Source organism: Methylorubrum thiocyanatum (genome assembly GCA_014138645.1).
Taxonomy (GTDB): Bacteria; Pseudomonadota; Alphaproteobacteria; order Rhizobiales; family Beijerinckiaceae; genus Methylobacterium; species Methylobacterium thiocyanatum.
Genome location: JACJIB010000005.1, coordinates 440,019 through 456,808, shown reverse-complemented (window position 1 = coordinate 456,808; position 16,790 = coordinate 440,019). Strand labels below are relative to the sequence as shown.

16 protein-coding genes are annotated in these 16,790 nt (G+C 70.8%); 7 read left to right on the top strand and 9 right to left on the bottom strand.

Annotation, left to right across the window (positions count from 1 at the left end; genetic code table 11):
* Positions 1 to 94 precede the first annotated feature (94 nt).
* Complete coding sequence (gene bcsS, locus HNR51_RS16585) at positions 95 to 805, top strand: cellulose biosynthesis protein BcsS (RefSeq protein ID WP_182555649.1); 711 nt, start codon at positions 95 to 97, stop codon at positions 803 to 805.
* A gap of 6 nt (positions 806 to 811) precedes the next feature.
* On the opposite strand, the gene HNR51_RS16580 is transcribed toward bcsS, so the two are convergent.
* Complete coding sequence (locus tag HNR51_RS16580; protein ID WP_182555648.1) at positions 812 to 1,558, bottom strand: SDR family NAD(P)-dependent oxidoreductase; 747 nt, start codon at positions 1,556 to 1,558, stop codon at positions 812 to 814.
* Positions 1,559 to 1,712: 154 nt separating this feature from the next.
* Here HNR51_RS16580 and HNR51_RS16575 point away from each other — a divergent pair, with 154 nt between their 5' ends.
* Both HNR51_RS16575 and HNR51_RS16570 read left to right on the top strand, forming a co-directional pair.
* A complete protein-coding gene (locus HNR51_RS16575) occupies positions 1,713 to 2,579 on the top strand; it encodes a methionyl-tRNA formyltransferase (protein ID WP_182555647.1) in 867 nt (288 codons plus the stop codon).
* Positions 2,580 to 2,583: 4 nt separating this feature from the next.
* Positions 2,584 to 2,745, top strand: a complete 162-nt coding sequence (locus HNR51_RS16570; RefSeq protein WP_012452913.1) for a DUF2256 domain-containing protein — start codon at positions 2,584 to 2,586, stop codon at positions 2,743 to 2,745.
* Between the two features lie 13 nt (positions 2,746 to 2,758).
* On the opposite strand, the gene HNR51_RS16565 is transcribed toward HNR51_RS16570, so the two are convergent.
* The 4 genes from HNR51_RS16565 to HNR51_RS16550 form a co-directional block, all read right to left on the bottom strand.
* On the bottom strand, positions 2,759 to 3,352 hold the full coding sequence (locus HNR51_RS16565) for a nucleotidyltransferase family protein (RefSeq protein WP_182555646.1): 594 nt from the start codon (positions 3,350 to 3,352) through the stop codon (positions 2,759 to 2,761).
* Positions 3,339 to 4,349 (bottom strand): molybdopterin-binding protein, encoded by a 1,011-nt coding sequence (locus tag HNR51_RS16560; protein WP_182555645.1) that lies wholly within the window; start codon positions 4,347 to 4,349, stop codon positions 3,339 to 3,341. Before HNR51_RS16560 ends, HNR51_RS16565 begins: the two co-directional genes overlap by 14 nt.
* A gap of 4 nt (positions 4,350 to 4,353) precedes the next feature.
* Positions 4,354 to 5,085 carry an XdhC family protein gene (locus HNR51_RS16555; protein WP_182555644.1) on the bottom strand — a complete coding sequence of 244 codons (732 nt, stop codon included), beginning with the start codon at positions 5,083 to 5,085 and terminating at the stop codon, positions 4,354 to 4,356.
* A 64-nt stretch (positions 5,086 to 5,149) separates the two neighbouring features.
* The gene (locus HNR51_RS16550; protein ID WP_012452917.1) at positions 5,150 to 5,473 is read right to left on the bottom strand and encodes an XdhC family protein; all 324 of its coding nucleotides are present in this window, start codon (positions 5,471 to 5,473) and stop codon (positions 5,150 to 5,152) included.
* Positions 5,474 to 5,644: 171 nt separating this feature from the next.
* Between HNR51_RS16550 and HNR51_RS16545 the strand changes: the two genes are divergently transcribed.
* Together HNR51_RS16545 and infA are read left to right on the top strand one after the other, a co-directional pair.
* Positions 5,645 to 6,760, top strand: a complete 1,116-nt coding sequence (locus tag HNR51_RS16545; protein ID WP_182555643.1) for a branched-chain amino acid ABC transporter substrate-binding protein — start codon at positions 5,645 to 5,647, stop codon at positions 6,758 to 6,760.
* Between the two features lie 335 nt (positions 6,761 to 7,095).
* Positions 7,096 to 7,371: a translation initiation factor IF-1 gene (infA, locus tag HNR51_RS16540; protein WP_003600463.1), complete on the top strand. Its 276-nt coding sequence runs from the start codon at positions 7,096 to 7,098 to the stop codon at positions 7,369 to 7,371.
* Positions 7,372 to 7,446: 75 nt separating this feature from the next.
* Here the strand turns inward: infA and parC are convergent, their stop codons facing one another.
* A complete protein-coding gene (gene parC, locus HNR51_RS16535) occupies positions 7,447 to 9,693 on the bottom strand; it encodes a DNA topoisomerase IV subunit A (protein ID WP_182555642.1) in 2,247 nt (748 codons plus the stop codon).
* Positions 9,694 to 9,814: 121 nt separating this feature from the next.
* On the bottom strand, positions 9,815 to 10,555 hold the full coding sequence (gene recO, locus HNR51_RS16530; RefSeq protein WP_012452920.1) for a DNA repair protein RecO: 741 nt from the start codon (positions 10,553 to 10,555) through the stop codon (positions 9,815 to 9,817).
* 128 nt (positions 10,556 to 10,683) lie between these two features.
* Here recO and HNR51_RS16525 point away from each other — a divergent pair, with 128 nt between their 5' ends.
* Both HNR51_RS16525 and HNR51_RS16520 read left to right on the top strand, forming a co-directional pair.
* Positions 10,684 to 11,076 (top strand): hypothetical protein, encoded by a 393-nt coding sequence (locus HNR51_RS16525; RefSeq protein ID WP_182555641.1) that lies wholly within the window; start codon positions 10,684 to 10,686, stop codon positions 11,074 to 11,076.
* Between the two features lie 229 nt (positions 11,077 to 11,305).
* A complete protein-coding gene (locus tag HNR51_RS16520; protein WP_182555640.1) occupies positions 11,306 to 12,001 on the top strand; it encodes a gamma-glutamylcyclotransferase in 696 nt (231 codons plus the stop codon).
* A 100-nt stretch (positions 12,002 to 12,101) separates the two neighbouring features.
* Here HNR51_RS16520 and HNR51_RS16515 read toward each other — a convergent pair whose 3' ends face one another.
* Together HNR51_RS16515 and dnaE are read right to left on the bottom strand one after the other, a co-directional pair.
* Positions 12,102 to 12,887: a lytic murein transglycosylase gene (locus tag HNR51_RS16515; protein ID WP_012452923.1), complete on the bottom strand. Its 786-nt coding sequence runs from the start codon at positions 12,885 to 12,887 to the stop codon at positions 12,102 to 12,104.
* Positions 12,888 to 13,127: 240 nt separating this feature from the next.
* Positions 13,128 to 16,649: a DNA polymerase III subunit alpha gene (gene dnaE / locus HNR51_RS16510; RefSeq protein ID WP_012452924.1), complete on the bottom strand. Its 3,522-nt coding sequence runs from the start codon at positions 16,647 to 16,649 to the stop codon at positions 13,128 to 13,130.
* Between the last annotated feature and the right edge of the window lie 141 nt (positions 16,650 to 16,790).

Below are 16,790 nucleotides of genomic sequence, written 5' to 3'. Positions count from 1 at the left end.
CGATTAACTTGTTGTGGCGGGTAAATTTTCCCTTAAAGCCGTCCCTCGGCTGTGACAACCATAGGTCATTGCATCGAATCCCGCGCGACCTCCAATGTCGAACCGTGCCACCCGCTCGCTCGCATGCGCCGCCTTCGCCGCGGGCCTCGTCTGCGATCCGGCCCGGGGGAATGACGGGGCGGTGCGGGCGGTCCTGTTCGGCAGCATGGAGGCCAGCGCCTCGACCTTCTCCGCGAGCGGGACGAAGCTCGTCTTCGACCGGTTCGACCGCGACGGTCCCGTCGCCCTGGTGACGGGTGGCAGCGGCGTGCGGCTGGAAGGCGGAGGCCGCGGACCGGTCCTGATGCGCCTCACCGCCCTCGGCGCGGCCCTCGGCGGCTATCAGTTCATCCGGGAATGGGGAGCAGTGACGGTCTTCGCCGGACCCGAGGCATCCTGGGAAGCGCTGTCGGGACCCGGAGGTGTGCAGGCGCTGCCCCTGCGGGCTGGCCTGCGGCTGCACGGCGAGGTCTGGGCGCGGCCGAGCGAGGGCACGCTGGCGACCGCGACGGCGATCCTGGGCTCCGCCCGCGGCGACGCCTATGCCCGGCTCTCCTGGGGCACCGCCCTGTTCGGCGCCTATCTCGGCCCGGAAGCCGCCGTCTACGGCGACCGGACCGATTACCGGAAATGGAGCCTCGGGCTCCATGCCACCGACTACGCCATGGGCGGCTACCGCTTCCGTCTCTCCGCCGGATGCCAGATCGAGACGCCGCTCAACCAGTGGAGCCCCTACGTCGCCCTCGCGATCTGGAGCGCGCTGTGACGCCCCCTACCCCTTGGTGCGCAGCGAGGAGCGCCCGCCATCGACGCCGATCACCTGCCCCGTGACGTAGCCCGCCTCCGGGCTCACGAGGAAGGCGGCGAGTGCGGCGACGTCCTCGGGCTCGCCGAGGCGCTGGAGCGCGTGCATGGAGGCGATGCCCGAGGCGAGCGTCGCGTTGCGGGTGATGGACTCGGCGAGCGGCGTGCGGGTGAGCGAGGGGGCGACCACGTTCACCCGAATGGCGGGCGCGAGTTCGGCAGCGAGCGAGAGGGCGAGCCCTTCGACCGCTCCCTTGGCCATGGCGACCGAGGCGTGGTGCGAGAAGCCCTGCGCGGCCGCGACCGTGGAGAACAGCACCACGCCGGCACTCCCCTCGCCCGCCCCGGCCGCCACACTGGCCTTGAGCGCGGGGACCGCCGCCTGAACCGCGAGGAAGGCGCCGAGCGCGTTGATGCGGAAATCCGCCTCGATCCGCGCCGGGTCGAGCTTGGCCACCGGCGCGAGCTGGATCGTGCCGACGGCGTAGACGAGGCCGCCGAGGCGGTCCCCGACCTCGTCCGCCACGCGCGGAAACAAAGCCGGGTCGGTGACGTCGCCCGCAGTGAAACCGGTCTCGCCGAGTTCGGCGGCGGCTCTCTCCAGGCGCTCCGAATCGCGGCCGACGAGGTGGAGGGCCGCGCCCCGCGCGCGCAGGGCCCGCGCCGTCGCGAGGCCGATGCCGCCGGTTCCCCCGTAGATCACGACCCGTTCCATGAAGCCCCCGCCGCGTGGTTCTGGACGGCAGATTTCGCCTCTGCCCGAAATCCACTAGCTAAGGCGGAGCGGAGCGGCGTGGAGCCGGCCGCCGCCGCCCCCGCCCCGCGCCGAAGGTCGCAGGGCGCGCGGCCAGCAACGGGACGCGCCATCGATGAAATTCGCCTTCGCCGGCATCGACTTCCTCGGCGGCGTGTTCGACGGCCTGATCGAGGCGGGCTGGACGCCGGTGAAGCTGTTCACCCGGCCCTGCGACGGCCTCTACGACCACAACGACGTCGTGGTGGCGCAGGCCCGGCGCCACCGCATCCCGATCCAGCTCTCGCGGCTCCTGCCCGACGACATCGAGCGGCTGGCAAGCGAGTACGGCCGCGACATCGCCCTCGTCGTGGCGGGCTACCCCTGGCTCGTGCGGGGCTGGCACGGACGGATACGCTACGCGCTGAATTTCCACCCTTCGCCGCTGCCGACGGGACGGGGCCCCTACCCGCTCTTCAAGGCGATCCTCGACCGCTACGAGAGCTGGGGCGTGACTGCCCACGTGCTCGCCGAGCAGGGCTTCGATACCGGCGACATCCTCGCCCAGGAGATCTTCCCCCTCGGCAGCCACGAGACCCACGAGACGCTGCTCGCCAAGTGCCAGATGGCCAGCCGTCGCCTCGCCCTCGGGCCGATCGCGCGGGAGCTGCCGGAGCGCTGGCGCCGCGCCGAGCCGCAGGGCGACGGCTCCTACTGGCCGCGGGTGAACGATGCCGACCGCACCCTCGACTTCCGCCAGGACGTGGCCGTGCTGCTGCGGCACGTGCGCGCCTTCGGGACGATCGAGACCATCGCCCGGCTCGGCAGCGCCCGCGTCTTCGTCGCCGCCGCCGACGGCTGGCAGGAGACGCACCGCCACACCCCCGGCACGGTGGTCCACCGCCACCGCCGCCACGTGATCGTCGCCGCCCGCGACGGCTACGTGCAGTTCACCCGCTGGAGTCCGGTGCCGCTCAACGAAGCCGGGCAGATCGGGCGCTGATTCGATGCCGCCGATGCGCCGCAAGGGCGACCTTCCTCAGAAGACCTGTGCCCAGTGCGGCCGCCCCTTCACGTGGCGCAAGAAGTGGGAGCGGGTCTGGGAGGAGGTGCGCTACTGCTCCGACCGCTGCCGGGCGGAGGCGAAGCGGGACGCACGCCGCGACTGACGCGGCGCGAGCCTCAACCCTCCAAGGTCTCGGGCGTATCGACGTCGAAGGCGACGGCCCCGTCGGCAGGGATTTCCAGCACGTCGTCGCGCCCCTTGAGGATCGGCCCGGCGCCGCGGTCTCCGCTGAGCCGGGCGAGGTCGTCGGTGAGGCGGATATGGTCGAGCAGCACCGGGTTACCGCGGCGCCCGCCGCTCACCGGCACCACGGCGGACGGGCGCGGCACGGCACCCGCATAGGCCGCGATCAGCGCATCGACATGCGCCGGCCCGATCCGCGGCATGTCGCCGAGCAGCACCACCGCGGCGTCCGTCCCCGGCGGCAAAGCCGCGAGGCCGAGGCGCAGCGAGCCGGAGAGGCCGGCAGCGGGGTCCGGGTTGCCCACCAGGATCAGGTCGAGGCCGACGAGCGCTGCGCGCACGGCCTCGGCATGGGCGCCCAAGACCGCGACGACGGGTCCGGCGCGCGAGGCCAGGGCCGCCTCGGCGGCGCGGCGCACCATCGGCCGGCCGGCATAGGATGCGAGCATCTTCGGCGCCTGCCCGAAGCGCGACCCGAGGCCGGCGGCGAGGATCACAGCGCCGATGCGCGGCTCAGACGCCGTCACCGCCCGATCTCGGCTGGCCGCGCAGGGGGATCTCGGTGAGCAGGCCGCCGACACCGAGGCGCACGATGTCGGCCCGGGTCACGGCGAGCCCCGCGAGCAGGCGGTGGAGGACGAAGTCGAAGCCGTTCTCCTTCGGTGAGCGGGCGCAGCCCGGTGCGCCGATCACCGGCACGCCGCCGAGGGCGCCCAGCAGGAGCAGGTTGCCGGGATCGACCGGCATGCCGAACTGCTCGACCCTTCCGCCCGCCGCCTCCAGCCCGGCGGGGATCACGTCGCGCCGGTCGGCGATGGCCGAGGCGCCGAACACCACGACCAGCTCCGCTCCCTCCGCCACCGCGCCCGCGATGGCGGCGGCGACCGCACCGGCCTCGTGCCGCACGCGGGTCTCGGTGACGATCTGGGCGCCCGTCGGCGCCAGCCGCTCGGCGAGCACGCGCAGGGTCTTGGCGACGGTTGCGGGTTTCAGCCCGGGCAGCAGCGTCGAGACCACGCCGACCCGAACCAGCCGGTAGGACGCGAGCCGCATCGGCGGCGCGGTGACGGCCCCGACCGCCCGCTCCAAGGGCGCGGCGGCGACCGCGTAGGGGATGATCTTGACGGTGGCCACCATCTCGCCCGCGGCCACGGGCCGGAAGGACGGCAGGGTCGCCACCGTGATCGCCTCGTCCACGGCGTTGACCGCGTCGATCCCCGCGGGCTCCGCCACGAACACGCCCGCGGCCTCGGCGAACAGGTTGCAGCGCCCGGTGAACGGCGCCTCCGGCCGCAGCCCCTCTCCGGCGAGGTGGCGGGCGAGGCGGGCCGCGGCCTCGTCCTCGCCGACATCGCCGGGATCGAGCCGCACCGCCAGGATCTCGGGGATCCCGGATTCGGCAAGGCGCAGAGCTTCCTCGGCGGCGATCGGCCGCCCCTTCTTCAGGCTCGCGCCCTCGGCGCGGACCGTATGGGCGGCGATGAGCCCTGCGCTGTCGCGGGTCGCGACGGGTCCGAACTGCATCGGATCAGGCTCCCGCCCGCGCCGCGTCGGGGGCCTTGATGCGATCCTCGATGCGGCCCTTGCGCAGGGTCGCGACGAGCTGCGCGAGGATCGACAGCGCGATCTCGGCGGGCGAGACCGCGCCGATGTCGAGCCCGATCGGCGCGTGGATCCGGCCGATCGCCGCCGCGTCGAACCCCGCCGCCGTGAGACGCTCGACGCGGCGCGCATGGGTTTTTCGCGAGCCGAGCGCGCCGATATAGGCGCAATCCGCCCGCAGGGCCGCGACGAGGGCGGGATCGTCGATCTTGGGATCGTGGGTCAGTGCGGCCAATGCCGTGTAGGCGTCGAGTGGGCCGATCTCTTCCAGCGCCTTGTCCGGCCATTCGGCGATCAGGCGCACGCCGGGAAAGCGCTCGGGGCTGGCGAAGGCGGTGCGGGGATCGATCACCGCGAGGTCGAGGCCGAGTTGGCCCGCGAGCGGCACCAGCGCCTGGGAGATATGCACGGCCCCCACCACGACGAAGCGCACCGGCGGTGCGTGGACGGCGACGAAGACCGGGCGCCCATCCGGACCCTCGGCGAGCCCGCTGCGGCCGCTGCGCAGGCGCTCGCGCAGCAGAGGGCCGAGCGGATCCGCGTCGATCGCGGCGGCGCGCACGAGGCGCTGGCTGCCGTCGCCGGGATCGGTGACGATCAGGGCGGCGCGGCGCGCCGCGCGCTCCGCATTGAGGGCCGACAGGGTGTCGAGGCGCATGGGGTCTGTCGTTCGATGCGAGGCGGGCCGCTCACGATGGGAGCGGAAGAGGATTTGAGGAAGATCAGTCGATGCGTTCGACGAAGACGCGGATGCGGCCGCCGCAAGAGAGCCCGGCCCGCCACGCGGTCTCGTCGGCGACGCCGAATTCCAGGGTGCGCGGACGCCCGTCCTCGATCACGTCGAGCGCCTCGGTGATGACCTCACCCTCGACGCAGCCGCCGGAGACCGAGCCGAGGAAGCGGCTGTCGCCGTCGATGACGAGATGGCTGCCGACCGGGCGGGGGGCCGAGCCCCAGGTCTCGATCACGGTGGCGAGCGCGACGGCGCGCCCCTCGCGCCGCCAGCCCTCGGCGGCGCGCAGGATGTCGTCCTCGGTGGAGAGCATGGGCAACACGTCCTAAGAAATCTTCGGTTCCGCCGCCCCCGACCGTCCCGTTCCGGAAGAGGTAGGCATGCCGGCCCCTTTCGCAATGCGGCCAACGGTGGCGCTTGCAAGGCCCGCGAGCGGGCCTCATCAAGATTCGGGGATGGTGCGGCGGCCGGACGGGAGCGTGGTGTGACGAAGCGGAGCGCGTTGGCAACCCTTCTCGCCCTGGCCCTCGCGGGCCCGGCGGGTGCCGCCGAGCCGCTGAAGATCGGACTCGCGGCCCCCTTGAGCGGTCCGGATGCCGGCTTCGGTCAGGGGGCGCGGCTCGGTGCCGAGCAGGCGGTCGCCGAGATCAACCGTGCGGGTGGCGTACTGGGCCGCCGGCTCCTGCTCGTGGTGCAGGACGATGCCGCGGACCCGAAACAGGCGGTGGCGGTCGCCCGCCGGTTCGCTTCGAGCGGCGTGCGCTTCGTCGTCGGTCCCCTCACCTCCGGCGCGAGTGCTGCGGCGAGTGCGGTCTACGAGGAGGCCGGCATCGTGTCGGTCATCCCCGGCGCGACCTGGGCGCCGCTGACGCGGCGCGGGGCCGGCCTGCTGTTCCGGCTCGGGGGCAGCGACGCGCAGCAGGGTACGCTCGGCGGCACGCTGCTCGCCGAGCGCTTCCGCGGCAAGCCGGTCGCCATCGTCCACGACAAGACCAGCTTCGGCCGCGGCCTCGCCGACGAGGCCGCCCGCGCGCTGAAGGCCCGCGGCGGGCAGGAGCGGCTGTTCGAGGGCGTCTCCCGCGACGACCGCGAGACCGCCGCCCTGGTCGCCAAGCTCCGGGCACTGGGAATCGAAGCGCTCTATTTCGGCGGCCTGTCCGCCCCGGCCGCGGGGCTGATCCGTGCGATGCGCGAGGCCGGGCTGACCACCACGATGATCGGCAGCGACGGCCTCCTCGACAAGGAGTTTGCACAGGTCCCCGGGGCCGAGGGCACGCTGATGACGGTGCCGTCCGCGCCGCCCCGGCTCCCCGAGCCGAAGGGCGCCGCGAAGGCGCCGCGGAGCCCGGAGGCCGAGATGTTCGCCGGCCCAGCCTACGCGGCGGTGGAGGTCGTGCGGCAGGGGATCGAGGGCGCCCGCTCGGTGGAGCCGGCCCGGGTCGCGGCCTTCCTGCACGGTGGGGCTCCCCTGCGCACCGTGCTCGGCGAGGTGGCGTTCGATGGCAGCGGCGACCTCGTGAAGCCGCCCTTCGCGGTCACCGCGTGGCGCCGGCTCCCGGATGGGCGGCTCGACTTTGCCGGCAACGAAGTCTCGCCATGAGCCCTCGATGAGTTCGCAATGAGGCCGCGCGCGTCGCGAAATCCCGTCCGACGTTGAGGTTAAGCGGCGCTTGCGCGGCGGTTATTCTTGCACAAAGGCCCCCCGACGCTTAAGTCGCAGGCTTGGTGCCCTTCGCGAAACGCCCGTCGTGCCGCCCGCCGGCCGGAGGGAGGACTCCCCGATCCGGGAGTTTCGCGAAAGGCGCCCGACGCCCGGCATCGCTCGCGCCTCTCCGTCAGCGGATCGGACCCGCAGCGCCGCGCGTTTCGCACGACAGACCGATTTTTGATTTTGCCGGAGCGCCCCGTGCAGGCAGCCCGGCCGGAGACAGGTGCATGGCGAAAGAGGAATTGATGCAGTTCGACGGCTTGGTCGTCGAGATCCTGCCGGATGCGCGCTACCGCGTGCAGCTCGACCAGGGTCACGAGATCGTCGCCTACACGGCCGGCAAGATGAAGAAGAACCGCATCAAGACCCTGGCCGGCGATCGCGTCACCGTGGAGATGTCGCCCTACGATCTGGAAAAGGGCCGCCTCGTGTTCCGCCACAAGGACGAGCGTTCCGGTCCCCGTCCGCCCCAGCGCGGCGGCCAGCAGTTCCGCCGCCGCTAAAGTCGCCGGACGGCTCTTCGCTCGATCGAGCCGCTGAGCGGTGCCCCGTGAGGCACCGCCCGAAAGTCCCGAAAACTACTTCCCGAACCGCTCGAATTTCGGGAAGCTGCGGGTCATCAGGGCGCCGGCATCGGACCGGTGGCCCATGAACTTCTCCAGCATGGCCACCTGATAGAGCCGCGCCTGTCCCGAGCCGTCGCGCCAGGGCAGGCCGTCCGCGAGCGTGAAGACGCAGGCGTCCGTGAGCCGGCTCTGGCGGCAGCGCTGCAGGCGCACGCCCTTGCCGCGGCTGAGTTCCGTCACCTCCGAGGCCGGGAAGACCAGCATCAGCTTGTCGGACGAGCAGACGGCGATGTGATCGCCCTCGGCCGGCACCAGCAACGTCGCGCTCGTCCCCTCGTCGAGGCCGAGGATCGCCTTTCCTTTCCGCGTGTTGGCGACCAGCGCGTCCGAGGGCGCGATGAAGCCGCGCCCGTCCGAGCCGGCGACCAGCAGCTTGCTGTCAGCTTTGTAGGGCAGAGCCGCGACGATCTCGGTGCCGTCGTCGAGATCGACCATCAGCCGCACCGGATCGCCGAAGCCGCGCCCACCGGGCAGCTTCGAGGCCTCGATGGTGAAGACCTTGCCGTTCGAGGCGAGCAGCAGGATCTTTGCTGTGGTCTCACTTAGGAAAGAGACCTTGAGCGTGTCGTCGCCCTTGAAGGTGACCCCCGACAGGTCGGCGACATGGCCCTTGAGCGCGCGGATCCAGCCCTTCTCGGACAGGATCACGGTGATCGGCTCGCGCTCGACCATGGCGGCGGTGAAGTCGATACCGGCGGTGTCTGGCGGGTTCTCGAGCGTGGTGCGCCGCTTGCCGAGCTTGGTCTCGGGTCCGAAGGTCTTCTTCACCGCGCGGATCTGCTTGGTGATCTCCGTCCATTGAAGCTTCTCGGAGCCCAGCAGCGCTTCGATCCCCTCCTTCTCCTGGGTCAGCGCCTCGAATTCGCGCTTCAGCTCCATCTCCTCGAGCTTGCGCAGCGAGCGCAGGCGCGTGTCGAGGATGGCGTTGGCCTGGACCTCGGTGAGTTCGAACCGGGCCATCAGAGCGGCCTTCGGCTCGTCCTCCTCGCGGATGATGCGGATCACCTCGTCGAGGTCGAGATAGACGATGAGCAAGCCGCCGAGGATTTCGAGACGGCGCTCGATCTGGCCCAGGCGGTAGCTGGAGCGGCGCTGGAGCACGACGCGGCGGTGATCGACCCATTCCCGCAGGCACTCGGCGAGGCCGATGACGCGGGGCACGACGCCGCCGACGAGCACGTTGAGATTGAGCGGGACCCGCGCTTCCAGCTCCGAGAGCCGGAACAGCGACTCCATGAGCAGCACCGGATCGACCGAGCGCGAGCGCGGCTCCAGCACGACGCGCACGTCCTCGGCCGATTCGTCGCGCACATCGGCGAGAAGCGGCAGCTTCTTTTCCTGAAGCAGGTCGGCGAGCTTCTCGATCAGCCGCGCCTTCGGCACGCCGTAGGGAATCTCGGTGACGACGATGTTCCAGGTGCCGCGGCCGAGATCCTCCTTCGCCCAGCGGGCACGGACGCGAAAACCGCCGCGGCCGGTGCGGTAGGCCTCGCGGATCACGTCGGGGCTATCGATCAGGATGCCGCCGGTCGGGAAATCCGGCCCCTGCACGAAGGTGCAGAGCTGCTCGGACGTCGCCTCGCGGTTCTGGATCAGGTAGAGCGCCGCGTCGCAGAGTTCGGCGGCGTTGTGCGGCGGGATCGAGGTCGCCATGCCGACCGCGATGCCCTGCGAACCGTTGGCCAGAAGGTTCGGGAAGGCCGCCGGCAGGACGACGGGCTCCTCCTTCTCGCCGTTGTAGGAGGGGCGGAAATCGACCGTGTCCTCGTCGATCCCGTCGAGCAGGAGGCGGGCGACCTCGGTCAGCCGCGCCTCGGTGTAGCGGTAGGCGGCCGGACCATCGCCGTCGATGTTGCCGAAATTCCCCTGGCCGTCGACCAGCGGGTAGCGCTGGGCAAAATCCTGGGAGAGGCGCACCAGCGCGTCGTAGATCGCCTGGTCGCCGTGCGGGTGGAAGTCACCCATCACGTCGCCAACGATCTTCGCGCACTTTTTAAAAGCCGCGGTCGGGTTGAGACGCAGCAGGTTCATGCCATGTAGGATGCGCCGGTGCACCGGCTTGAGGCCGTCGCGGGCATCGGGCAGCGCGCGCTGCATGATCGTGGAGAGCGCGTAGGCGTAGTAGCGCTCTTCCAGCGCCGTCTTCAGCTCGACGCTCTCGATGCCGTCGCCCGGCGGCGGCAGGACGGGCTGGCCCATCACTCACTCCACATCGTCAGTTTTCGTCCGAAGGCCGATGCTCACCGGCCTCCCACCCGCAACCCGTCAGGACGGATCACGGCCTTCCCGTGAGACTGGCAGGAACATAGCACGAACATCCTCAGCGCTGGCCAGTGCCGAGTGCGACGAATCGTGCCCGCTCCTCCGGCGTGTCCTGCGCCCTCGGGCGCCAGACATGCTGATCGAGGAAGTAGCCCGTCAAGGTAAACCCCTCCCGAACGTCGTGGGCGTCGGGGGTGCGCCAGCCGCTTCCGGGCTGGTCGCGGTCACGCAGGAAGGGCGGCAGGGCCAGCAGGCGATCGCGGAACGGCTCGCCCGCCGAGGCGCTGACCGCGCGCCCGCTCTTCGGCGAGACGTAGACCAGAGCGTCGTTGGCCCCCGTGGCGGCACAATGGGACAGGTCGAGGCCGAAGCCGAGCCCGGCAAGCAGGGCGAGTTCGAACCGCACCATCAGCGCGGGGGCGATCTCGGGCTCGTCGAGATGGGCGATCAGAACCTGCGCGGCCTCGTAGAGCGCCGGATGCGGGTCGCGCTCGGGCAGGAGGCGCAGCAGCGTCGAGAGATGGCCGATGCCGTAGAGCGCGAGGCCCGAATCCATCAGCCGCGAGGCGTTCAGGGTCAGGGGCTCGACCGCGTAGGAGCCGAGCGCCCCGTCGAGCCGCGCCCGCCACGTCGCGCGCAGCGTATTGCCGGGCTGGAGCATCGGCTGCATCCGCCGCGAGCGGCCGCCATGGACGAGCCCGAGATGACGCCCGTGCTCCAGCGTCATCAGTTCGAGCACGACCCCGGTCTCACCGTGCTTGCGCAGGCCGATCACGAGGCCTTCGTCGATCCATTGCATGGGGGAGAGATAAGCATGTTTTCGCCCCGCAGGAGCAGGGCCGGACGCAGGACCGCGATGTGGGCGTCGGGCCGTTTCCCGCTCTGATGGAAATTGCTACGCCTTCACCCGCAACAGGAGATTCGGCGATGCTCGGGGGGCGCGGGGGCATGGTGTTGGCGGTGGCCGTGACCGCCGCCGGATGCTCGGTGCGCGCGGCGCCGCCCTCCGCCGCCACGCCCATGGGCAGCGTGCGCGAACGGATTGCGGCGCTCGCCCGTGGCCAAGTCGCGTTCGGCTCGGTCTCGCTGCTTCCGGTGCGGTTCGAGCGAAGCCGGATCGCCGGCCCGTTCGAGGATGGCGGACGCCGGCTCTACTGCGTCTCGACCCGCATGAAGGGCCGCAGCCTCGACACGCCGGAACGGCCCAAGCTGGTGCTGCGCGAGGAAGCGGGCGCGCTCACGATCCTGCGCGAGGAGGAAGAGGTCTGCGAGGGGCACCGCAGCGAGCCGTTTCCGGAGTTGGACTCAGCGGCCGGCTGAACCGGATGTTGCCCGCTCTGGGCAGACCGTCTGGGGAAGAGCGGCGCCCATGCCTTCTCCGTCATCCCGGGGCCGCATCGCGGAACCCGGGATCCATCCGTGATGCGGCGCTGAAATCGGAGGTCGCGGCCCATCGTGGATTCCGGATTCGCCTGCGGCGCTCCGGAACGACGAGGGAGGAGCGAAACGGGTTGCACTCACGCCCCCAAAAATGGTCCGTTCGGGCCCGATGACCCCACCGCCCCTGTCCCTTTCCCTCGACCTCATCGCCCGTGCCCATCCCGACGCCATCCCCGACGATGAAACAGCGCTGACGCTGCTCTCCGACGAGGACCTCGCGCCCGAACTCGAAGCGATGCTGGCGCGGCGGGCCTCGCCCGACGGCGGCCTGTGGGTGTTCGCCTACGGCTCGCTGCTGTGGAGCCCGGAATTCACCGTCACCGAGCAGCGGCTCGGTACGCTGCGGGGCTGGCACCGCCGCTTCTGCCTGCTGCAGCGGCGGTTTCGCGGCACGCCGGAGAGTCCCGGCCTCGTGCTCGGGCTCGACCGGGGCGGCGTCTGCCGCGGCGTCGCCTTCCGCCTCGCCGACACCGACCCGCACGCGACCCTGATGCCGGTCTGGCGGCGGGAGATGAAGGGCAAGGGCTACGAGGGCCGCTGGGTCAGGGTGGAGACGGAAACCGGGCCGGTCACGGCGCTGACCTTCATGGTGAACCGGGCGAGCGACCGCTATACCGGCCGCCTGTCCGACGCCGAGATCGCGGACAGGATCGCGGCGGCCTGCGGGCATCTCGGGCCCAGCGCCGAGTACCTGTTCCGCACCGTGGAGGCCTGCGCCCGGCTCGGCATCCACGACCGGCACCTGTGGTCGCTCCAGGCCCTCGTGGCCGAGCGCCTGCACGAGCGGCGCGCGGCCTGCGCCTAGTCTCGCCTTCGTCAGCGCGAGGCGGAGCGATCCGGAGCGCCACCCTCTTCGGAAGGGTCGCGCCGCGGGACGGCCCGCTCCGCTCGCCGTGACGGACGGATTACTGCCCGTCGATCCGGGCGCCGAGGAGCGCGATGGCGCGCTGATAGACGCCGGCGGCGTTCCAGCCCTGGATCGCAGCGAAGTTCGGCTCGCCGGGCTGGTAGCCCGCGCCCCGCTGCCAGCCGTGGCCCTTCAGGAAGTTGGCGGTGGAGTTCAGCGCGTTCGGGGCGCTGTCGAGGCTGCCGCCGACGCCGTAGGTCAGGACGTTCTTGGGCAGGAACTGGGTGTGGCCGACCTCGCCATGGGCGGCGCCGCGGGTCGCAGGCGTCAGCACGCCGCTGTCGACGAGCTTGAGCGCGGCGTAGAGCTGGTCGGTGAAGTAGGCCGAGCGGCGGCAATCATAGGCGAGCGTGGCCACCGCCGAGAGGGTGTTGACGTTGCCCTTCACCGCGCCGAAGCCGGTCTCCATGCCCCAGATCGCCAGAAGCGGGCCCGGCGGCACGCCGTAGCGCTGCTCGATCGAGGCGAAGAGCGCCGCGTTCTGCGCCTTGAGCGCGCGTCCGCGGGAGACGATGGTGTTGCCGCCGCGCTTGGCCAGGAACTGGTCGAGCGAGAGCTTGAAGCTCTTCTGACCGCGATCCGCCGAGATCGTCGCCGTGGAGTAGGAGGTGTTGGCGAGCGCGGCCAGCGCCGCCGGGCTCGCACGGCCCTTGGCCTCGGCGGCGAACTCGTCCTTCCACGCCTCGAAACCGGCGGCGGTGTTGCCGCACTGCGCCGCCTGCGCCGTGCCGGCCAGCCCCACCAGGGCGGCGGCCGCGATCATTCTCAAACCGTGTCCGGTCATTCCACACTCCATCAGCGGCAGCCTTGTACGGCGCCGCGGCAATCGCAGGGCTTCGGTCGCCGCGCGGAGCCGGACGAACTCCGCCAACCGGAGTCCCCATCCGCCACCTTGGGTTTGGCCGAACCTTACCTTGGCAGAATCACCGAGCTGTGGCGGCGGTGAGGCACGACAGGTGCTGTCACGCCCATATCCTGCGAAGCTCATCGGATTGGTTACCTGAGCGTTGGGATCGAGACCGCCTCAGTTCACCTCGACCTGCACCACCCCCGGCACGGCGCGAAGCGCGCCCGCCACCTGCGGGGTCGCCTGATAACGGTCCTTCAAGCGGACCTCGACCTCGCGCTCGCCGCCGTCGAGGATCAGGATCAGCGAAACCTCGCCCTCGCCGCGCAGGGTCAGGCGCTGCTGCACCGAACTGAGCGCCCGGTCGTCGCGCAGGAAGATGCGCATGCCCTTCTGGTGGCGGGCGGCGGCCTGATCGAGGGGCTCGGCGGTGGTGATGCGGGCGCGCACGTCCTCGCCCTCCAGATTCGCCTGGATCGTCAGCACCAGCGGGCGGCCGGGTTCGAGGATGTCGCGGTACTGGTTCAGCCCCTCGGAGAAGATGATCGCCTCGAAGTGGCCGGTCTGGTCCGAGAGGATGACGATGCCGAGCTTGTTGCCGCTCTTGGTGCGCCGCTCGGAGCGGTCGAGCACCGAGGCCGCGATCCGCCCGACGCTGGCCGAGCCCGCCCGCACCGCCCGGCAGAAATCGGCCCAGGACTGGACCCGCAGCTTCTCGAGGATCGGCCCGTACTCGTCGAGCGGATGGCCCGAGAGGAAGAAGCCGATGGCGTCGCACTCGCGCTTGAGCTTGTCGGTATGGGTCCAGAATTCGTGCGGCGGGATGCGCAGGGCCACGTCGGCGGAGGCGACGCCGCCGAACATGTCGGTGATGCCCGACGTCTCGGCCTCGGCCGCGCCTTGGGCCATCTTCATCATCGGCTCGACCGCGGCCCAGGCCCGGGCCCGGTCCGGCTCGATGCAGTCCAGCGCCCCGGCCGCGATCAGGTTCTCGAGCGTACGCTTGTTAACGTGGCGCGGGTTGAGGCGCCGGGCGAAGCAGGCCAGGTCCTTGAACGGCTTGTCCCCGCGGGCGGCGACGATCGACTCGACCGCCGAGCGGCCGACGCCCTTGATCGCGGCGAGCGCGTAGAGGATGCGCCCCTCCTTCACGTCGAAGACGACGCCCGACGTGTTCACCGAGGGCGGCTCGACGGTGATCTTCAGGCGTTGCGCGTCCTGGCGGAATTCGGCGAGCTTGTCGGTGTTGTCGATGTCCAGCGTCATGGCCGCGGCCAGGAACTCGACCGGATAGTTCGCCTTCAGATAGGCCGTCTGGTAGGTCACGAGCGCGTAGGCCGCCGCGTGGGACTTGTTGAAGCCGTAATCGGCGAACTTGGCCAGAAGGTCGAAGATCTCGTTGGCCTTGGCCTGAGCGATGCCGCTCTCGAGGCAGCCCTTCACGAAGCGGTCGCGCTGGGCGTCCATCTCCGCCTTGATCTTCTTGCCCATGGCGCGGCGGAGCATGTCGGCTTCGCCCAGGGTGTAGCCGGCGAGGACTTTCGCGACCTCCATCACCTGCTCTTGGTAGACGATGATCCCGAAGGTCTCCTTCAGGATCGGCTCGAGCATCGGGTGCGAGTACCAGCTCGCCTCGTTGCCGGCGTCGCGCCCGAGCTTGCGCTCGCAATAGACCGGGATGTTGGCCATCGGGCCCGGCCGGTAGAGTGCCACCAGCGCGATGATGTCCTCCAGGCGGTCGGCCTGCATCTCGCACAGCGCCTTCCGCATGCCGGCGGATTCTACCTGGAACACCGCGACCGTCTCGCCGCGCCCCATCGGCTCGTAGGTCTTCTTGTCGTCGAGGGGGATCTGGGCGAGATCGACCTCGATGCCGCGCTGCTTCAACAGGTCGGTGCAACACCGCAGCATCGTCAGGGTCTTGAGGCCGAGGAAGTCGAACTTCACCAGCCCCGCCTGCTCGACCCACTTCATGTTGAACTGGGTCACCCGCATGCCCGTCTTCGGGTCTCGGTAGAGCGGCACCAGCTCTTCGAGGGGGCGGTCGCCGATCACCACGCCGGCCGCGTGGGTCGAGGCGTGGCGGTGCAGGCCCTCGAGCTTCTTCGAGATCTCGATGAGCCGGGCGACGATCGGCTCCTCCTCGATCGCCTGCTGAAGCTTGGGCTCGCCCTCGATGGCTTGCGCCAGCGTCACGGGGTTGGCCGGGTTCTGCGGCACGAGCTTGGTCAGCTTGTCGACCTGCCCGTAGGGCATTTCCAGCACGCGGCCGACATCGCGCAACACGCCGCGGGCGAGCAGCGTACCGAAGGTGATGATCTGCCCGACCTGCCGCTCGCCGTAGCGCTGCTGCACGTAGCGGATCACCCGCTCGCGGCCCTCGACGCAGAAGTCGATGTCGAAGTCCGGCATCGAGACGCGTTCGGGATTGAGGAAGCGTTCGAACAGCAGGCCGAAGCGGAGGGGATCGAGGTCGGTGATGAGGAGCGACCACGCCACCAGGGAGCCCGCGCCCGAGCCGCGGCCCGGGCCGACCGGGATGTCGTGGTCCTTGGCCCACTTGATGAAGTCCGAGACGATCAGGAAGTAGCCCGGGAACTTCATCTTGACGATGACGTCGAGCTCGAACTTTAGGCGCGCGCGATAATCCTCCTCCGAGAAGCCCGGCGCGGTGCCGTGCTGCTTCAGGCGCAGCTCCAGCCCAGCCTCGGCCTGACGGCACAGCTCGGTCGGCTCGTCGGCGGCGACCGCCTGAACCGGCGCATCGGCGGCCTCGGCCAGCGCCTCGGCCATGGGCGGCGCCTCGCCCGCGGCGACGCTGGCGAAGTTCGGCAGGATCGGCTTGCGGGTGCGCGCCCGGACGGCACAGCGCATGGCGATCTCGACGGAGGCCGAGAGCGCGTCGGGCAGATCGCGGAACAGCTCCATCATCGCGGCACGCGTGGTGAAGGCGTGGCGCGGGGTCAGCCGCCGGCGGCGCTCGTCGGAGACGAGGCGGCCTTCGGCGATGGCGAGCAGCGCGTCATGGGCGTCGTAATCGCCGGGCTTGGCGAAGAACGGCTCGTTGGTGGCGACGATGCCGAGGCCGTTGCCGTCGGCGAGCCGCAGCAATTCGCGCTCCACCGCGCGCTCGTCGTCGAGACCGTGGCGCTGGATCTCGACGTAGAGGCGATCTTCCCCGAAAGCGTCTTTCAGGACCTCCAGGCGGCGCGCCGCCTGGTCGGCGCGGCCGGCGCGCAGGCTGGTGTCGAGCGGCCCCGTCAGGCCGCCGGTCAGACCGATCAGCCCGTCGACATTGCCCTCCAGCGCCGAGACGGCGAGGTTGGGGGCGGCGCCGAGCGGCCCGTCGAAATGGGCCCGGCTGCCGAGCCGCAGCAGGTTGCCGTAGCCGGTCTCGTCCTGGGCCAGCAGCACGATGTTGGCGCAGCCGGCCTGCGGCATCCGCGCCATCGGGTCGGGCGCCTCGAAACAGACCGTGAGCTGGAGCCCCGCGATCGGCTGGATGCCGGTGCCGGCGGCCTTTTCCGAGAATTCGAGCGCGCCGAACAGGTTGTTGGTGTCGGTGAGCGCGAGCGCCGGCTGCCGGTCGGCGGCCGCCGCCTTGACGAGGTCGGCGACCTTCACGCCCCCTTCGAGCAGCGAGTAGGAGGAATGGACGTGGAGGTGGACGAAGCCGACTTCTTTGAGCGTGCGCGCCATCGGGATCTTTTTGCTCGGCCTCACGGGGCCGGCCAGGATCCCGATTCAAGGTTACGGAGTCGATGCGCTTCGGCGCATGGGCCGGGGATATCCACCGCCCGTGCCCTGCCTGCATCAGATCCGGCGGTCGATTTCCCGCCT

Bases quoted from the DNA above. Each gene is read 5' to 3' on its own strand.
- bcsS (WP_182555649.1), top strand. From the start codon at position 95: ATGTCGAACCGTGCCACCCGCTCGCTCGCATGCGCCGCCTTCGCCGCG.
- HNR51_RS16580 (WP_182555648.1), bottom strand. From the start codon at position 1,558: ATGGAACGGGTCGTGATCTACGGGGGAACCGGCGGCATCGGCCTCGCG.
- HNR51_RS16575 (WP_182555647.1), top strand. From the start codon at position 1,713: ATGAAATTCGCCTTCGCCGGCATCGACTTCCTCGGCGGCGTGTTCGAC.
- HNR51_RS16570 (WP_012452913.1), top strand. From the start codon at position 2,584: ATGCCGCCGATGCGCCGCAAGGGCGACCTTCCTCAGAAGACCTGTGCC.
- HNR51_RS16560 (WP_182555645.1), bottom strand. From the start codon at position 4,349: ATGCAGTTCGGACCCGTCGCGACCCGCGACAGCGCAGGGCTCATCGCC.
- HNR51_RS16555 (WP_182555644.1), bottom strand. From the start codon at position 5,085: ATGCGCCTCGACACCCTGTCGGCCCTCAATGCGGAGCGCGCGGCGCGC.
- HNR51_RS16550 (WP_012452917.1), bottom strand. From the start codon at position 5,473: ATGCTCTCCACCGAGGACGACATCCTGCGCGCCGCCGAGGGCTGGCGG.
- infA (WP_003600463.1), top strand. From the start codon at position 7,096: ATGGCGAAAGAGGAATTGATGCAGTTCGACGGCTTGGTCGTCGAGATC.
- parC (WP_182555642.1), bottom strand. From the start codon at position 9,693: ATGGGCCAGCCCGTCCTGCCGCCGCCGGGCGACGGCATCGAGAGCGTC.
- recO (WP_012452920.1), bottom strand. From the start codon at position 10,555: ATGCAATGGATCGACGAAGGCCTCGTGATCGGCCTGCGCAAGCACGGT.
- HNR51_RS16525 (WP_182555641.1), top strand. From the start codon at position 10,684: ATGCTCGGGGGGCGCGGGGGCATGGTGTTGGCGGTGGCCGTGACCGCC.
- HNR51_RS16520 (WP_182555640.1), top strand. From the start codon at position 11,306: ATGACCCCACCGCCCCTGTCCCTTTCCCTCGACCTCATCGCCCGTGCC.
- HNR51_RS16515 (WP_012452923.1), bottom strand. From the start codon at position 12,887: ATGACCGGACACGGTTTGAGAATGATCGCGGCCGCCGCCCTGGTGGGG.
- dnaE (WP_012452924.1), bottom strand. From the start codon at position 16,649: ATGGCGCGCACGCTCAAAGAAGTCGGCTTCGTCCACCTCCACGTCCAT.